At 68.5% G+C, this 14,266-nt stretch carries 14 protein-coding genes; 4 read left to right on the top strand and 10 right to left on the bottom strand.

The genetic code is table 11. From position 1 onward, the window contains the following. From EIP75_RS16210 to EIP75_RS16220, 3 genes are all read left to right on the top strand, one after another. Positions 1 to 672, top strand: a complete 672-nt coding sequence (locus tag EIP75_RS16210) for a MotA/TolQ/ExbB proton channel family protein (protein ID WP_125244323.1) — start codon at positions 1 to 3, stop codon at positions 670 to 672. Between the two features lie 12 nt (positions 673 to 684). Then, on the top strand, positions 685 to 1,113 hold the full coding sequence (locus tag EIP75_RS16215) for an ExbD/TolR family protein (RefSeq protein ID WP_125244324.1): 429 nt from the start codon (positions 685 to 687) through the stop codon (positions 1,111 to 1,113). 406 nt (positions 1,114 to 1,519) lie between these two features. Next, positions 1,520 to 3,034, top strand: a complete 1,515-nt coding sequence (locus EIP75_RS16220; RefSeq protein WP_125244325.1) for an AMP nucleosidase — start codon at positions 1,520 to 1,522, stop codon at positions 3,032 to 3,034. Positions 3,035 to 3,083: 49 nt separating this feature from the next. Here EIP75_RS16220 and EIP75_RS16225 read toward each other — a convergent pair whose 3' ends face one another. Then, entirely contained in the window at positions 3,084 to 3,401 is a 318-nt protein-coding gene (locus EIP75_RS16225; protein ID WP_125244326.1) for a HigA family addiction module antitoxin, read from the bottom strand. Between the two features lie 176 nt (positions 3,402 to 3,577). On the opposite strand from EIP75_RS16225, the gene EIP75_RS16230 reads away from it, so the two are divergent. Next, entirely contained in the window at positions 3,578 to 4,381 is an 804-nt protein-coding gene (locus EIP75_RS16230) for a Crp/Fnr family transcriptional regulator (RefSeq protein WP_125244327.1), read from the top strand. Positions 4,382 to 4,393: 12 nt separating this feature from the next. On the opposite strand, the gene purT is transcribed toward EIP75_RS16230, so the two are convergent. From purT to ssb, 9 genes are all read right to left on the bottom strand, one after another. Then, positions 4,394 to 5,653, bottom strand: coding sequence for a formate-dependent phosphoribosylglycinamide formyltransferase (gene purT / locus EIP75_RS16235; RefSeq protein ID WP_125244328.1), 1,260 nt, complete (start codon positions 5,651 to 5,653; stop codon positions 4,394 to 4,396). Then, a complete protein-coding gene (locus EIP75_RS16240; protein WP_125244329.1) occupies positions 5,650 to 6,945 on the bottom strand; it encodes a sensor histidine kinase in 1,296 nt (431 codons plus the stop codon). Before EIP75_RS16240 ends, purT begins: the two co-directional genes overlap by 4 nt. Continuing rightward, positions 6,942 to 7,856, bottom strand: a complete 915-nt coding sequence (locus EIP75_RS16245) for a helix-turn-helix domain-containing protein (RefSeq protein ID WP_158622877.1) — start codon at positions 7,854 to 7,856, stop codon at positions 6,942 to 6,944. Before EIP75_RS16245 ends, EIP75_RS16240 begins: the two co-directional genes overlap by 4 nt. 304 nt (positions 7,857 to 8,160) lie before the next feature. After that, positions 8,161 to 9,696 carry an efflux transporter outer membrane subunit gene (locus EIP75_RS16250; RefSeq protein WP_125244331.1) on the bottom strand — a complete coding sequence of 512 codons (1,536 nt, stop codon included), beginning with the start codon at positions 9,694 to 9,696 and terminating at the stop codon, positions 8,161 to 8,163. A 5-nt stretch (positions 9,697 to 9,701) separates the two neighbouring features. After that, on the bottom strand, positions 9,702 to 10,664 hold the full coding sequence (locus EIP75_RS16255; protein WP_125244332.1) for an efflux RND transporter periplasmic adaptor subunit: 963 nt from the start codon (positions 10,662 to 10,664) through the stop codon (positions 9,702 to 9,704). Next, entirely contained in the window at positions 10,661 to 10,876 is a 216-nt protein-coding gene (locus tag EIP75_RS16260; protein ID WP_125244333.1) for a DUF1656 domain-containing protein, read from the bottom strand. The genes EIP75_RS16255 and EIP75_RS16260 overlap by 4 nt, the downstream gene beginning before the upstream one ends. Next, on the bottom strand, positions 10,873 to 13,005 hold the full coding sequence (locus EIP75_RS16265) for an FUSC family protein (protein ID WP_125244334.1): 2,133 nt from the start codon (positions 13,003 to 13,005) through the stop codon (positions 10,873 to 10,875). Before EIP75_RS16265 ends, EIP75_RS16260 begins: the two co-directional genes overlap by 4 nt. Next, positions 13,002 to 13,505, bottom strand: coding sequence for a MarR family winged helix-turn-helix transcriptional regulator (locus EIP75_RS16270; protein ID WP_233584912.1), 504 nt, complete (start codon positions 13,503 to 13,505; stop codon positions 13,002 to 13,004). The genes EIP75_RS16265 and EIP75_RS16270 overlap by 4 nt, the downstream gene beginning before the upstream one ends. A gap of 160 nt (positions 13,506 to 13,665) precedes the next feature. After that, on the bottom strand, positions 13,666 to 14,184 hold the full coding sequence (gene ssb, locus EIP75_RS16275) for a single-stranded DNA-binding protein (RefSeq protein ID WP_125244335.1): 519 nt from the start codon (positions 14,182 to 14,184) through the stop codon (positions 13,666 to 13,668). Positions 14,185 to 14,266: the final 82 nt, after the last annotated feature.

Below are 14,266 nucleotides of genomic sequence, written 5' to 3' on the forward strand. Positions count from 1 at the left end.
ATGGACGGTTTGCAGCACCTGTGGACGCAGGGCGACGTGGTGTCGCGGGCAGTGGCCTTGCTGCTGTTCGTGATGTCGGTGTCGTCCTGGGTGGCCATCGTCTGGAAGGGCTGGGTGCTGTCCCGCGCCCGGCGCGACCTCACCGCCGGCATGATCCGCTTCTGGGACGCGGCCGACATGGGCGCTGCGCGCGCGCAACTGCTGGGCAATGACCGCGAACGCGTGCTGCTGCCCCTGGTCGATGCCGCGGCGCAGCCGCCGGTGTCCGGCTCCATCGCCGCAAACTCCGACCCCGAGGCGCGCCTGACACGTGCCCTGCGCGACAGCCTGCACCGCGTGCTGGCCCGCCTGCGCGCCGGTCAGGTGCTGCTGGCCTCGGTCGGTGCCGTGGCGCCCTTCGTCGGCCTGCTGGGCACGGTCTGGGGCATCTACCACGCCATGATGGCCATCAGCGCCGAGGGTGCTGCCACGCTCGACAAGGTGGCCGGCCCGGTGGGCGAGGCCCTGATCATGACGGCCGTCGGCCTGGCCGTGGCCATTCCGGCCGTGCTGGCCTACAACGTGTTCGGCCTGCTGGTGTCGTCCTGCGAGGCCGATCTGGAAGGCTTCGCCCACGATCTGCGCGAAACCCTGCTCGGCAGCCGGCGCGACCGCCCGGCGCTGGACGAGTAAGGCGTCGCCGCCATGGCCTTCGGACGCCTGGAGCGGCCCCGCGGCTCCCAGCCCATGAGCGAGATCAACATGACGCCCTTGATCGACGTCATGCTGGTGCTGCTGGTGATCTTCATGCTCACCGCGCCCCTGCTCACCTCCAGCCTGAAGCTGGACCTGCCCAAGACCGAAGGCACGAAGCCCCAGGAGCCCGATCCCAAGGCCATGCGCATCGCGCTGACCGCCTCGGGTGAGTTGCTTGTCGATGACGAGGTTCTGAGCGCGGAAGCTTTCGAGCAACGGCTGGCACCACTGAAAGGCGGCGACACGGAGGTGCACCTCAAGGCCGACCGGGCAGTGCCGTATGGGCGCGTTGCCGAAGTGCTGGGCTTGCTGCAGAAGGCCGAACTGCACCGCATTGCCTTCATGGCCGATCCTGCGGGGGTCGCGTCAGCGCCCTGATGACGGTGCGGCGTGGCGGCCCCTCCTGATGGAGGGGCGCCCGCTCATCACGACAACATCACTTCACATCCACCTGGGTCTGTAATGGGGGTGTCGGCCGAGCGCCTTGAGACGGGCGGCCTTCAAGCCTGGCCGGGGCACGCTGCCCGAAACGACCGGGCGTCAACACCGTGAGACAGCGTTCTGCCATTTCAGCGCAAACCGCGCCGTTTGTCATCCTCCCTGCGGGCGCCAAGGGCGGGCATATTGCACGAGATGGGAATCATTCCGCAGGAACCTGGCGGGCGCGCGTGTCGGGCATTGGCTACAAACCCGCGGACACCGCCATGGCTCGCATGGATGTCGGTGGCGCGGGGCGCGCGCCGGGTGGACAATGGGCCATCAACAGACGCCCCGGAAAGCCCGAATGAGTGCAGGTTTCAAGGAGGCGCCCAAGAGCGCCTCGCAACGTTTCGACAACGCGCAGGCGGCCTACGACCAGGTGCTGGCGCTGTACAACGGGCAGATCGCCTACCTGCGCGAGGCGCTCAAGCGCTTCGTGGCCGGAGAGCACTTCGACGAGCCCGTGCGCGCCAAGTACCCCTTCGTGCGCATCCACACCGACACGGTGGCGCGCGCGGATTCGCGGCTGTCCTATGGCTTCGTGGCCGGCCCGGGCACCTACGAGACCACCCTCACGCGCCCGGACCTGTTCGAGGACTACTACCGCGAACAGTTCAGCCTGCTGCTCAACAACCACAACGTCACGCTCGAAGTGGGCCTGAGCAGCGAGCCCATCCCGGTGCACTTCTCGCTGGCCGACAACGACTACATCGAAGGCAGCTTGACGCCCGAGCGCCGCGTGATGCTCAGCGACCTGTTCGACCTGCCCGATCTGGCCTCGATGGACGATGGCATCGCCAACGGCACGCACAACGTCAAGGCCGGTGCGTCTAAGCCGCTGGCGCTGTTCACGGCGCCGCGTGTGGACTATTCATTGCACCGGCTGCGCCATTACACCGGCACCTCGCCCGAGCACTTCCAGAACTTCGTGCTGTTCACGAATTACCAGTTCTACATCGACCAGTTCGTGCAGCTCTCGCACACGCTGATGCAGACGCCGCCGGACCCGGCCAACCCGCGCGACGACGACGACTGCATCGCCTTCGTCGAGCCGGGCAATGTGCTGACGCGCCGCGTGGGTGTGCCGGCCGAGGCCTTCGATGCGCTGGGGGCCGTGCCGCCGCGCCTGCCGCAGATGCCGGCCTACCACCTGGTGCGCCGTGACCGCAGCGGCATCACCATGGTCAACATCGGCGTGGGCCCGTCCAACGCGAAGACCATCACCGACCACATCGCCGTGCTGCGGCCGCTCGCGTGGATCATGCTGGGCCATTGCGCCGGCCTGCGCACCTCGCAGCAACTGGGCGATTACGTGCTGGCCCACGGCTATGTGCGTGAAGACCACGTGCTCGACGAAGACCTGCCGCTGTGGGTGCCGATCCCGCCGCTGGCGGAAATCCAGCTGGCGCTGGAAGGCGCGGTGGAGGATGTGACGCAGCTGCAGGGCTACGAGCTCAAGCGCATCATGCGCACGGGCACGGTGGCGTCGACCGACAACCGCAACTGGGAATTGATGCCGCACCGCGAGCCGGAGCGGCGTTTCAGCCAGAGCCGGGCGGTGGCGCTGGACATGGAAAGCGCGACCATCGCGGCCAACGGCTTCCGGTTCCGCGTGCCGTACGGCACCTTGCTGTGCGTGAGCGACAAGCCGCTGCACGGCGAGATCAAGCTGCCGGGCATGGCCAACACCTTCTACCGCGAGCGGGTGGACCAGCACCTGCGCATCGGCCTGAGGGCCATCGAAAGGCTGCGCCACAACCGCACGGAACAGCTGCACAGCCGCAAGCTGCGCAGCTTTGCCGAGGTGGCGTTTCAGTGAGGGGGTGAGCGCGGTGCCGGCTGGCGCCGCGGCTCAAGCGCCTGGAAGATCAGGCGGCGATGGCAGGCTCGTTGGCGTCGGCGGCCACGGGCAGCACTTCGCGGACGATCTGCTCGCCAGCCAGGGCTTGGGCCAGGGACAGGTCGTAGGCGGTCTGCAGGTCCATCCAGTACTGGGCGGTGGTGCGGAAGAAGCGGGCCAGGCGCAGGGCCGAGTCGGGGCTGATGCCGCGACGCTCACGCACGATGTCGTTGACGCGAGGCGCCGGCACATGCAGGCGGATCGCCAGGGCGCTGGCCGACAGGCTGTAGCGCTCCATGAACTGGGTCCGCAGAATGGCGCCAGGGTGAACAGGTGTCTTGCTCATGGATGAACCGGGGTAAACCGCAAATGATTGGGGATCGTTTGATGCTATACCCGTACCGCTTAAAAAACTGTACGAATACAGACAATTGTATTAAATATCCCAGGGTTTTCCCATAGCCCGCCCCTTCTTTTTGAGCGGTTGCACGGGCCGAGTGGCCCCTGCACCATGAAAGGCCCATGAGCCGAGCCCCTGAGTTGTCCCCGCTGCACCTGATCCCCGCCCTGCGCTCGCACGTGTGGTTCGCATCCTGCAGCCCCGAGTTCCAGGAGGCCCTGGTCGATCGGTCCCGCGTGGTGCACCTGCGCAGCGGTGACCGGCTCTTCGCGAGGGGCGATGACGACGAAGCCCTGTGCTGCGTGTTGTCCGGGGCGCTCAAGGTCGGGTCCTTCAATCCGGACGACGAATCCCACCTGCTGAGCCTGTATGTCGAGCCCTACCAGTGGTTCGGAGAGATCTCGCTGATTGACCAGCTGCCGCGCAGTCAGGATGCGGTGGCCGATGGCGCCAGCAGTGTGCTGGTGGCCTCACGCGCATCGCTGGAGCCGTGGTTGAACAAGCACCCGCAGCATTGGCGCGACGTGGCCCGCCTGGCCTGTCTCAAGCTGCGCCTGCTGGTGGTGATGATGGAAGACAACGCCACGCTGGCGCTGGAGCAGAAGCTGGCGCGGCGGTTGCTGATGACGTCCACCAACTTCGCGATGAACTACCCCATGTCCTTCAAGCGCCACCTCCGCCTGCCGCAGGAGTACCTGGCGCGCATGATGGGCGTGTCGCGCCAGACCATCAATCGCGCCTTGAAGCAGCTGGCAGAGCAGGGCGTGATCGCGGTGCGCTATGCCGACATCGAGCTGCTGGACATCCCGGCGCTGGTGCAATGCGCCGGGCCGGTGAACTCGGCCTTCATCAACAGCCTGAAGGCGATGGGTGAGAGCGCGGACCGCAGCGTGCGGCAGGGCCAGGAAGCCGCGCGCGGCTCCTGAGCGAGGTCACGTTCAAGCCTGGCGCGGGCGCACCTTGCCGGCCGCTTCCTTGGCGCGGGCACGTGCCACGTCGATGTCGGCATCGACGGCCAGGGCCACGCCCATGCGGCGCCGCGCAAAGCTCTCGGGCTTGCCGAACAGGCGCACATCGGCACCGGGCACACGCAGGGCGTCGGCCACGCCTTCGAACACGATGCCCGTCGCTTCCACGCCGCCATAGATCACGGCCGAGGCGCCCGGTGAGCGCAGCGAGGTGTCCACCGGCAGGCCCAGGATGGCGCGGGCGTGCAGCTCGAACTCGCTCTGCACCTGGGTGGACAGCGTGACCAGGCCGGTGTCGTGCGGGCGCGGGCTGACCTCGCTGAACCACACCTCATCACCCTTCACGAACAGCTCGACGCCGAACAGACCCTGGCCACCCAGGTCATCGGTCACGGCCTTGGAGATCTCGCGGGCGCGTTGCAGGGCCTGGGGCGCCATGCGGCAGGGCTGCCAGCTCTCCACATAGTCACCCTGAACCTGCACGTGGCCGATGGGCTCGCAGAAGTGCGTGGTGATCTGCCCGTTGGCATCCAGCGCACGCACGGTGAGCTGGGTGATCTCGTAGTCGAAATCGATGAAGCCTTCGACGATGACGCGGCCGTGGCTGACACGGCCACCGGCCATGGCGTAATCCCAGGCCTTGGCCACATCGTCCGGGCCGTTGAGCTTGCTCTGGCCCTTGCCGGATGAGCTCATCACCGGCTTGACGATGCAGGGATAGCCGATGGCGGGGCGGCCATCCGTGCCGTCGATGGCGCCCTGCAGCTCGGCCAGCGAATCGGCGAACACATAGGGGCTGGTGGGCAGGCCCAGGGTTTCGGCGGCCAGGCGGCGAATGCCTTCACGGTCCATCGTGAGGCGCGCGGCGCGGGCGGTGGGCACGACGCGCACGCGGCCTTCGGCTTCGAGCGCCTCCAGCTCGGGCGTGGCGATGGCCTCGATCTCGGGCACTACCAGCAGCGGTTGCTCGGCCTCGATCAGGGCGCGCAACTGGGCCGGATCGCTCATGGTGATGGTGCGCGCGTGGTGGGCCACGTGCTGGCCGGGGGCGCTGTCGTAGCGGTCGACCGCGATGGTCTCCACACCCAGGCGCTGCAGCGCGATCAGCACTTCCTTGCCCAGCTCGCCCGAGCCCAGCAGCATCACCTTGGTGGCGCTCGGGCTCAGCGGGGTGCCCAGGGCGGCGGGCTGGAACGGGGCGGTGGGGGCGGGAAGTAGGGTGCGGCTCATGGCCCACAGTCTAGCGGCAGCCACAAGGAGAACAGGCTGCCTTGGCCCGGGATACTGTCCACCTGGATCTCGCCCCCCAGCCGCTCGGTCAGGCGCGCGGCGATGGCCAGGCCCAGGCCGCTGCCGTCCTGGCCGGCGCGGCGGGCGTCGTCCAGTCTCACGAAGGGCTGGAAGATGTGCGCCTGTTGTTCGGCGTTGATGCCCGGGCCGGTGTCGCGCACGTCGATGCGGGCCCAGCCGGGCCGGGCCGGCTCCTGCTGCAAGGACACGGTGATGCCGCCCGAGGGCGTGTACTTCAGCGCGTTGAGCAGCAGGTTGTCCAGCACCTGGCGCACGCGGTCGGGGTCGCCCTGGGCGTGGTGCCAGGTGGGCGGGAAATTGCTGTCGTCGGGCATGGTCGAGGGCGGCGTCGTCCATGCCAGGCCCTGATGCTGAGCCTGGGGTTCATGCTGCGCGCAGCACGCCGCCACCAGCGCCACCAGGTCGTAACGGCGGTGCTCGATGCTGAAGTCGGGGCTGTCGAGCTGGTTGAAGGCGATCAGGTCACGCAGGTGGCGGTCGAGCTGGCCGGCCACGGCCTCCAGGCGCTGCACGGCGCGCACCGAGGCGGCGTCCTGCGCCTTGGCCGCCAGCAGATCCACCGAGGTCAGCATGGTCTGCAGCGGTCCTCGGATGTCGTGCGAGAGCATGGCCAGCAGGCGCTCCTTGCCCTGGTGGTGCTCGCGTTCTTGCTTGGCCAGCTCGCGCCGCAGCCGAACCATGAAGGTCAGCACCAGGATGAAGGTGGGCTGGCCCAGCAGGATGCCGGCCTTGGCCTGCATCAGCAGCGTGGGCTCGTTCGCTGGTGGAAAGAGCATGCTGGCGCCCAGTTGCAGCACCAGCAGCCCGTACTGCAGCCAGCACAGCAAGGGCGCGCCGCGATGGAAGCCGGCAAAGGCGGCCAGGTAGAACAGCGGCATGAACTGCGCCGTCGACAGCAGCGAGTAAACATGGTTGGGGCTGGGCGCGAACAGGTTCAGGAAGACGATGCCCTGCAGGTACAGGGCGCTGGCAGCGAGCACGCACAGCATCGCCGGGGTGGACCAGGCCGGCCGGCGGTGCATGGCCCAGGTGGCCAGCAGCAGCACGCTGGACACCATCGGCATGCCGATGCGGTCCCAGCGGCCGACCAGCAGGTGGGGCGACTCCAGCAGCCACAGGGCCAGCACCACCAGCGCCACCAGGGGCACGGCCTTGAGCAGCATCGGGCGCTGCAGCGGGTCGACCGACGGCAGCCCGCGCCACTCGCTCATGCGGTGGCGCCGTGGTGGCGGTCCAGGCTGTTGAGCAGGGCCGTGGCCAGCACGGCGGGCCGCACCGGCTTTTCGAAGAACATGACCTTGAGCGAGCGCATCAGCGCAGTCAGCGAATCTTCCGAGGCGGTGCCGTCGCGCAGGCGGCCTGTCAGCAGCACGATGGGGGCCTGCGGGCACTGGCTGCGCAAGTGGCGGATCAGGGCTTCGCTGCTCTGGCCGGCGGCGAGGATGTAGTCCACCACATAGGCGTCGAACTGCTGAAGATCCGCGGCCAGCAGGGTGTCTGCCGTGGCAAAGGCCTGGCCCTTGCCCCCCGCGTCGTCGAACCAGTCGCACAGGCTTTCGGCGGCCATCAGGTCGTCATCAACCACGGCCACCCTCAAGGGCGCGCGGGGGGGCGTGGGTATGAGCAACAGGCGCTGCACCGCATAGCGCGGTGCGTGCGGGTGCAGGCGCCGCAGGGCAGGGGCCGAACCGACAAGCCACCGCTCGCCTTCGCGCACGGCCTGCAGCGGGGTGCGGTCCTGCTCGCGCGGGGCCAGCAGGTGGCCGATCTGAACCTGGCAAGGGGAGTGGCCACCTTCGAGGAGCAGCTCGCCGTGGGCCATGGGGGCACCAGGTCCGGTGCTGGTGGTGTCATGGCGCGCCAGGTCGTCCAGCGACAGGGCGTGGTGCTGGGCCAGGGTCTGCACCTCTTCGAACAGCCAGCCGGCCCCCTGCAACTTGCGCCGAGCCTGGCTGACGGAGATGTTGCACAGGCGGGCCACCCAGGCGGCCTGCTGGCGTGGTGCCACGCCCTGGCCGTTCAGGGCCTGGCGCAGGCGCTGGGCCACCAGGCTGTGCGCACCCTCGTCCGATGGGTCGACGGGGCTGTCGTCGTCCTCATCGGCAGTTGAAAAACTGGTCATCGCAGGTCCCTGTTGTCGCGGCCTCTTGGGGCCCCGTGGTTTTTGCGCATACCCCCTTTGGGGTGTGTTTGCGGCTACTTGATGATAAGCGCGCATATATGCGCGTTGTGATCGGGTGGAGTCCTAAAATGGGGGAACCAAAGGGGCTTGTCACGCAGAACGGACAAAAAGGCCTTGCTCAGGGGGAGCAAAAATGACGGTTTCAGGGCACGGCCCGAACCGCGAGTGGTGAGGGAGACACTCTCGGGTGTCATGTGGCCGCCCTGGTCCTTCAACGGACCGGGCGGCTTTTTCTTTGGATGTTTCAGCGCGCCGCGGTGGCGGCGCCCTCGGGCTCCCAGCCGCCGCCCAGCGCCAGGAACAGGTTCACCTGGTCGTCGGCCAGTTGGGCCTGCGAGCCGGCCAGGGCCGCTTCGCTGGTGGCCAGCGAGCGCTCGGCGTCCAGGGCTTCCAGGTAGCCGGTCTTGCCGCCCTGGTAGAGGCGGCGTGCCTGCTGGGCCACGGTGGCGGCGGCATCGCGTGCGGCCTGCAGCGAGGCGCGCCGGTCCAGCTCATGCGCATAGGCGTCCAGTGCCGTCTCGGTTTCGCGCAAGGCCGTGAGCACGGTGCCGTCGAAGCGCGCCAGTGCACCACGGGTGCTGGCCTCGGCCTGGTCGATGCGTGCCTGAGCCGCACTGGTGTTGGGGATGCTCCACGAGATCAGCGGCCCCAGGCTCCAGCTGAAGGTGTCGCGCCGGCCAAAATCGGCGGCGGGGCCGGCCGAGGCGGCCGACAGGCCCAGCGTGATTTTGGGATACAGATCGCCCACGGCCACGCCGATGCGGGCGGTTGCAGCGGCCAGTTCGCGCTCGGCCTGGCGCACGTCCGGGCGGCGCTTGAGCAGCGCGGCGCCGTCGCCCACTGGTAGCACGCTGGTCATGCGGGGCGGGGTGGTGCAGGCGGCCACATCGGCCGGGAAATCGCGCGGGGGCACGCCCATCAGCGTGGCCAGCTGGAACAGCTCGCTCTGGCGCTGGGCCTGCAGTGAGGGCAGCGTGGCCCGCAACTGGTCGAGCTGTCCTTGGGCACGGGCCGTGTCGATGATGCCGACGCGGCCGGCGCGCTGCAGCCGCTCGGACACCTGCAAGGCCTCCTGCTGCAGGCGCACCGAGGTGTTGGCGGTCTGCAGGCGCAGGCCACTGGCGCACACGCCGGCATAGGCCCGCGCAGTGCTGGCCGCCACGTGCACGCGTGCGAGGTCCAGCGCGGCCTGGGCCGCCTCGGTGCTGGCCTGGGCGGCCTCGATGGCACGGCGGATCTGGCCGGTGGCATCTACCTGGTAGGAGAGCGACGCCCCCGCGCTGTAGCTGAAGCGGGTCGTCGGCACGGTGCCGGGTTTCAGCACCGACAAGCCCGACACATGGCCGTAGCTGGGGCCGCCGTTGACGCTGAGATGCGGGCGGCGGTTGTCGTCCACTTCTGCTTGCTGGGCCTGTACACGTTCGAGGTTCGCGACAGCCTGGCGCAGATCGGTGTTGTGGGCCAGGGCCTGGTCGATCAGGCGGTCGAGTTGCGGATCCTGGTACAGGCGCCACCAGTGGGCAGGCAGCGGCTGGCTGGAGAACAGTGCCTGGGGTCTGGCACCCGGGGCAGTGCTGGCCGTGGCTTGTTCAGCGGCCGACAGGAAGGGCGCCGAGGCGGCCGGGCTGTTGAGCACCGCAGTCGATGGCGTTTGGTAGTTCGGGCCGACCGGTGTGGTGCCGCAACCCGCCAGTGTAGCCAGCAAGGTGGCTGCCAGCAACGCGGCGGGTGCGGCGCTGGCCAGGCTTGATCGCGTGTGGATGGTCGTGTGGCGGGTCATGGCGCTCACCCCTTGCTGGCCAAAGGCTTGGTCACCGTGGCCTGGGGCGATGCGGTCTTGGTGGTCGCAGCCGCACCGGCCGCGGCAGAGCCCACCACCTCCACCGTCACCGTCTGACCAGCCACCAGGTGCACGTTCTCGGGCAGCGGTGCCAGCTTCACCCGCACGGGGATGCGCTGCGCCAGCCGCACCCAGTTGAACGTTGGGTTCACGCTGGGCAGCAGGTTGGTGCTGGTGGATCGGTCGCGGTCGGCGATGCCGGCGGCGATGCTCTCGATGGTGCCATCCAGCGCGGCCGAAGCGCCCATCGGGACCACCCGCACGCGCTCACCCACATGGATGCGTGGCAGCTTGGTTTCTTCGAAGTAGCCCTCGACGTAGAAGGACTGGCTGTCCACCAGCGCCAGTGCGGGGTGGCCGGCCGTGGCGTAGCCGCCTTCGCGCAGATCCAGGTTGGTGATCAGGCCGTCCACCGGGGCACGCACGCCAGCGCGCTGCAGGTTCAGCTGGGCCGAGCTCAGCGCCACCTCGGCCTGGGCCACGGAGGCGCGGGCCTGGTCGACGCGGCTGCGGGTCTGCTCCCTTGATTCGGTCGACACCAGCGTGCCCAGGCCGGCGTTGCGGGCGTCTTCGCGCAGGGCCTGCGACAGCACGGTGCGCTGTGCGGCCAGTGCCGCCTGGGCCTGCCGCTCTGCCAACTGGTACCGAGCCGTGTCCACCTCGAACAGCAGCGTGCCGGCGCGCACGGCCTGGTTGTCGTGGATGGGCACCGCGGTGACCAGGCCGGACACGTCCGGCGCGATCTGCACCACGTTGGCCTTGACGCGGCCATCACGCGTCCAGGGCGAGAGTTCGTAGTGGTCCCACAGGCGCAGGGCGGCCCAGCAGGCGGCGGCGACGGTGAGCAGGGTGATCAGGACGCGCACGGTGCGCCGCGTCCAGCTGTCGGGGGAGGCCAGGGTGTTCATGACAAGACTCGCAAGTAGGGGCTGAGGGCGCTCAAGCCATAGAGCAGCAAGGCGTACAGCGCCAGATCGAACAGCGCCGGGTGCCACACCCAGCGGTACACGCCGAGGGCGGCCAGGGCGCGGCGAACGCCCCACAGGCCCAGCAGGGCTGCCAGCGCGAGCAGGCCCAGCCAGGGGATGTACAGACCGTAGAAACTGGCTTCGCCGATCATGTGGCGCGCTCCTGTTGGGCAAGGATGATCGAAGGTGGCGTGGCTTGTGGGAACAGCACGCGCCGCAGGCCCACCAAGGCTGAGACGGCCTGGCGGCGGGCGCCCGGGTCGATGGCCTTGGCCTCGTCGGACAGCACGGACATCAGGGCCGTGTCGAGCGGGGCCAGCATCGAGGCCGGTCGTGGGACGGCACGCCCCGCGCCGCGCTGGCGGAAGAAGCTGCTCACATCGGTGAGCAATCGGTTCACGGCGACGGTGGCCTGTGGGGGCAGCCTGTCGCGGCAGGTCTGCAGCGTGACCAGGTCGGCGCCGACGCGAAGATCGCGCAGCGCATCGCGGGCGGCGGCATCGTCGTGGGTGCTGCCGGTGGCGTCGGTGGGTGCTGCAGACGCCTGGGCGATGCGCGGGGCCAGCAGGCCGATGCGGTCCAGTGTGCGTGCGGCGTAGCCTTGTGCATGTGCCGCATCGGCACGGCCCGAGGCCAGTTCGCCCAGCTCGCGCCAGGTGCTGCGCTGGATGCGCCGGGCCATCCAGTCGGCACCCACCGAGCGCAGCAGCTTGGTCGTGCGCGCAGCCACCACGATGCCCATCAGTTGTGCGGCCGAGCTGTTGATGAAGCTGACGAAATCACCGGTGGCCGTGTCGTGTCCGGACAGTGCGCCGGCCACGCCCAGCAGCAGTGCCATGCCCTGCAGGCCTGTGGCCGGGCGCGCCATGAAGCAGCCCATCACCAGGAACACCGGCGCGCACACCAGGGCCAGCGTGATCGGATCCTGCACCAGCGGCATCAGCACCAGCACGTACACGGCGGCGATCGGCAGGGACCAGGCTGTGAAGGTCAGGAACAGGTGGATGGCCGGCACCGGGTCATCCATGGTGGCGAAGAAGCAGCACAGGATGGCGCACATCATCGCGGCCACCGAGCCCATGGGCCACTCGGTGAGCATCCAGAAGCCGCAGACCAGGCCGATGGCGATGAAGGCGGCTGCTGCCGAGAGCACGGCCATGCCGCGGTCCAGGTGCATCACGGGCACGGTGCGGTCGGGGCCACGGGCGGACACGAGTGTGCCGTCCAGGCCCACGTTCACATCGTGGCGCAGGCCCAGGCAGGCCTGCCAGCCTTGCACCAGCGCGGTCAATCGGGCGGCCAGGGCCAGCCGCAGTGCGTGCGCCCAAGGTGAATCTTCGATGCTGGTGCCGTCGTGGCCAAGGGCATCGATGGTGGCCAGCAGGTCCGTCGTGTCATTGCCGTGCGTCAGGTGCGCATCGGTGCTGGCGTCCAGCCATTGCTGCATGCGGTTCAGAACCACCTGCACATCCTGGGGCAGTGCGCCATCGGCATCCTGCAAGGCACGCAGGCGGTCTTCCACGGCCGAGAACACCGAGGTGAGCGAGGCCATCTGGTTCTGCATCGCGTGCAAGGTGGAGGCGGTCAGGCGCAGGTGCGTGGTGTCGAAGGGCACGTGCGTGGACAGCATGCGCAGCTGCGTGATGTCGGTGGCCAGGCGCTGGCGGTCGGTCTGCAGCGGGGCACCTGCTGGTGCCGTCGCGGCAGGGCCGCGCATCAGGTCGGTGAACCACTGGCGCGCATCACGCATCGTGCGGTCCAGCAGGCCCAACACGGGCGCGGCCATGCCCGTGGGCAACACGATGCTGTGGATCAGCGTGGCGCAGGTGATGCCGATCAGGATCTCTTCGACCCGGGCCGAGGCAGTGTCGAACAGCAGCAGCGGTGTCTCGACCGACGGGAAGCCGATCAGTGCGGCGGTGTAGCCGGCCAGCATGAAGACGTAGGCGCGGGGTGTGCGGTCGAGCAGCGACACGTACAGGCACACGGCCACCCACAAGGCCAGCGCGATCGCCAGCAGCTCTGGTGCGCTCGACAGGGCCGGCACCATCAGCAAGGTGGCGGTGCAGCCGAGCAGCGTGCCGCAGAAGCGGAACACGGCCTTGGAGCGCACGGCGCCGGCCAGCGGGTTGGCCACGATGTAGGCCGTCATCATCGCCCAGAAGGGGCGCGGCAGGCCGGCCCACTGGGCGATGGTGATGGCCATCATCGACGAGGTGAAGCTCTTGGCCGAGAACAGCATCTCAGCCTGGCTGAAGCGGGGCAGGGCGGGCAGCTTCATGAGCCTGTCGACGACGGGATCTCGTCATCGCCCTGCAGGCCGGGCACCACCGGCATCGCGCAACCCACGCGCTGGCCGATGGTGGCAAACACGCGCAGGCAGGTGGCCAGATCCTTGTCGGAGATGCCGTCGAACACGCTGTCGCGCATCTGGTCCAGGGCGGCCTCGATCTGGTCGCGTGCTGCGTGCCCGGCAGGGGTGAGGTTCAGGATCTTGGCGCGGCGGTCCTGTGGGTCGTCACGGCGCTCGGCCAGGCCGCTCTCGAGCAACTGCTCCACCGAGCGCGCGATGGAAGGTGCTTCAATGCCCAGTGCGTCGGCCAGCACGCCGGGGCGCACATCGCCGCCCAGGCGGCCCAGAAACACCATCGGCCAGGCCAATGCCTGAGACAGGCCGACGTGTGCCACCGCCTTGTCCGCCGCGGCGCGGTAGGCCCGGTGCAGAGGCGGCAGCGCAATGGCGAAGGACATTCGCAAGGCCTGTGGGGTGGGCTTGGTCATGGTGCCGGCTCATTAAATTAGTTAGCTTGCTAAATATTATAGGTGAATTGTTATGTTGATGAATCACTGAAGGGCGTGAAAAAGCCCCGGCAAGGCGAACCTTGAACGGGGCGTGAACCGACGCGGCGACCAAGCCGCATCCGTAGAGATTCGTCGCGGCTCAGAACGGGATGTCGTCATCCATGTCGTCGAAACCGGTGGACGACTTCGAAGCCGCAGGTGCCGGTGCAGGCGCCGGACGCGAGGCAGCTGCCGGGCGGGCTGCCGGACGGCTGTTCTCTGCCGGTTCGCGGCTGAAGCCTTCATCGCCACCCGCGTTGCCACCGCCGTAGTTACCGCCACCTTCACGGCCTCCCAGCAGCTGCATGTTCTCAGCCACGATCTCGGTGGTGTAGGTGTCCTTGCCGTCCTTGTCCTGCCACTTGCGGGTCTTCAGTCGGCCTTCGACGTAGACCGAGCGGCCCTTCTTGAGGTACTCGCCGGCGATTTCGGCCAGGCGGTCGTAGAACACCACGCGGTGCCATTCGGTTTCCTCGACCTTGTCGCCGCTGTTCTTGTCTTTCCAATTGCGCGTGGTGGCCACGGACACATTGCAGACAGCAGCACCCGAGGGGGTGTAGCGCACTTCGGGGTCGCGGCCCAGGTTGCCGATGATGATGACTTTGTTGATCGAGGCCATGGCCTGAGATTCCTATGTCGGTTGGTTAAATAAGCTTGCGTTGGTTAAGCCTCGCCATTATCGCCGCGGCGCGGTGGCCTGC

Source organism: Aquabacterium soli (genome assembly GCF_003933735.1).
Classification (GTDB): domain Bacteria; phylum Pseudomonadota; class Gammaproteobacteria; order Burkholderiales; family Burkholderiaceae_C; genus Aquabacterium; species Aquabacterium soli.

Excerpts from the sequence above, each read along its gene's own strand:
- EIP75_RS16210 (WP_125244323.1), top strand. The coding sequence starts at position 1 with ATGGACGGTTTGCAGCACCTGTGGACGCAGGGCGACGTGGTGTCGCGG.
- EIP75_RS16215 (WP_125244324.1), top strand. The coding sequence starts at position 685 with ATGGCCTTCGGACGCCTGGAGCGGCCCCGCGGCTCCCAGCCCATGAGC.
- EIP75_RS16220 (WP_125244325.1), top strand. The coding sequence starts at position 1,520 with ATGAGTGCAGGTTTCAAGGAGGCGCCCAAGAGCGCCTCGCAACGTTTC.
- EIP75_RS16225 (WP_125244326.1), bottom strand. The coding sequence starts at position 3,401 with ATGAGCAAGACACCTGTTCACCCTGGCGCCATTCTGCGGACCCAGTTC.
- EIP75_RS16230 (WP_125244327.1), top strand. The coding sequence starts at position 3,578 with ATGAGCCGAGCCCCTGAGTTGTCCCCGCTGCACCTGATCCCCGCCCTG.
- purT (WP_125244328.1), bottom strand. The coding sequence starts at position 5,653 with ATGAGCCGCACCCTACTTCCCGCCCCCACCGCCCCGTTCCAGCCCGCC.
- EIP75_RS16240 (WP_125244329.1), bottom strand. The coding sequence starts at position 6,945 with ATGAGCGAGTGGCGCGGGCTGCCGTCGGTCGACCCGCTGCAGCGCCCG.
- EIP75_RS16245 (WP_158622877.1), bottom strand. The coding sequence starts at position 7,856 with ATGACCAGTTTTTCAACTGCCGATGAGGACGACGACAGCCCCGTCGAC.
- EIP75_RS16250 (WP_125244331.1), bottom strand. The coding sequence starts at position 9,696 with ATGACCCGCCACACGACCATCCACACGCGATCAAGCCTGGCCAGCGCC.
- EIP75_RS16255 (WP_125244332.1), bottom strand. The coding sequence starts at position 10,664 with ATGAACACCCTGGCCTCCCCCGACAGCTGGACGCGGCGCACCGTGCGC.
- EIP75_RS16260 (WP_125244333.1), bottom strand. The coding sequence starts at position 10,876 with ATGATCGGCGAAGCCAGTTTCTACGGTCTGTACATCCCCTGGCTGGGC.
- EIP75_RS16265 (WP_125244334.1), bottom strand. The coding sequence starts at position 13,005 with ATGAAGCTGCCCGCCCTGCCCCGCTTCAGCCAGGCTGAGATGCTGTTC.
- EIP75_RS16270 (WP_233584912.1), bottom strand. The coding sequence starts at position 13,505 with ATGACCAAGCCCACCCCACAGGCCTTGCGAATGTCCTTCGCCATTGCG.
- ssb (WP_125244335.1), bottom strand. The coding sequence starts at position 14,184 with ATGGCCTCGATCAACAAAGTCATCATCATCGGCAACCTGGGCCGCGAC.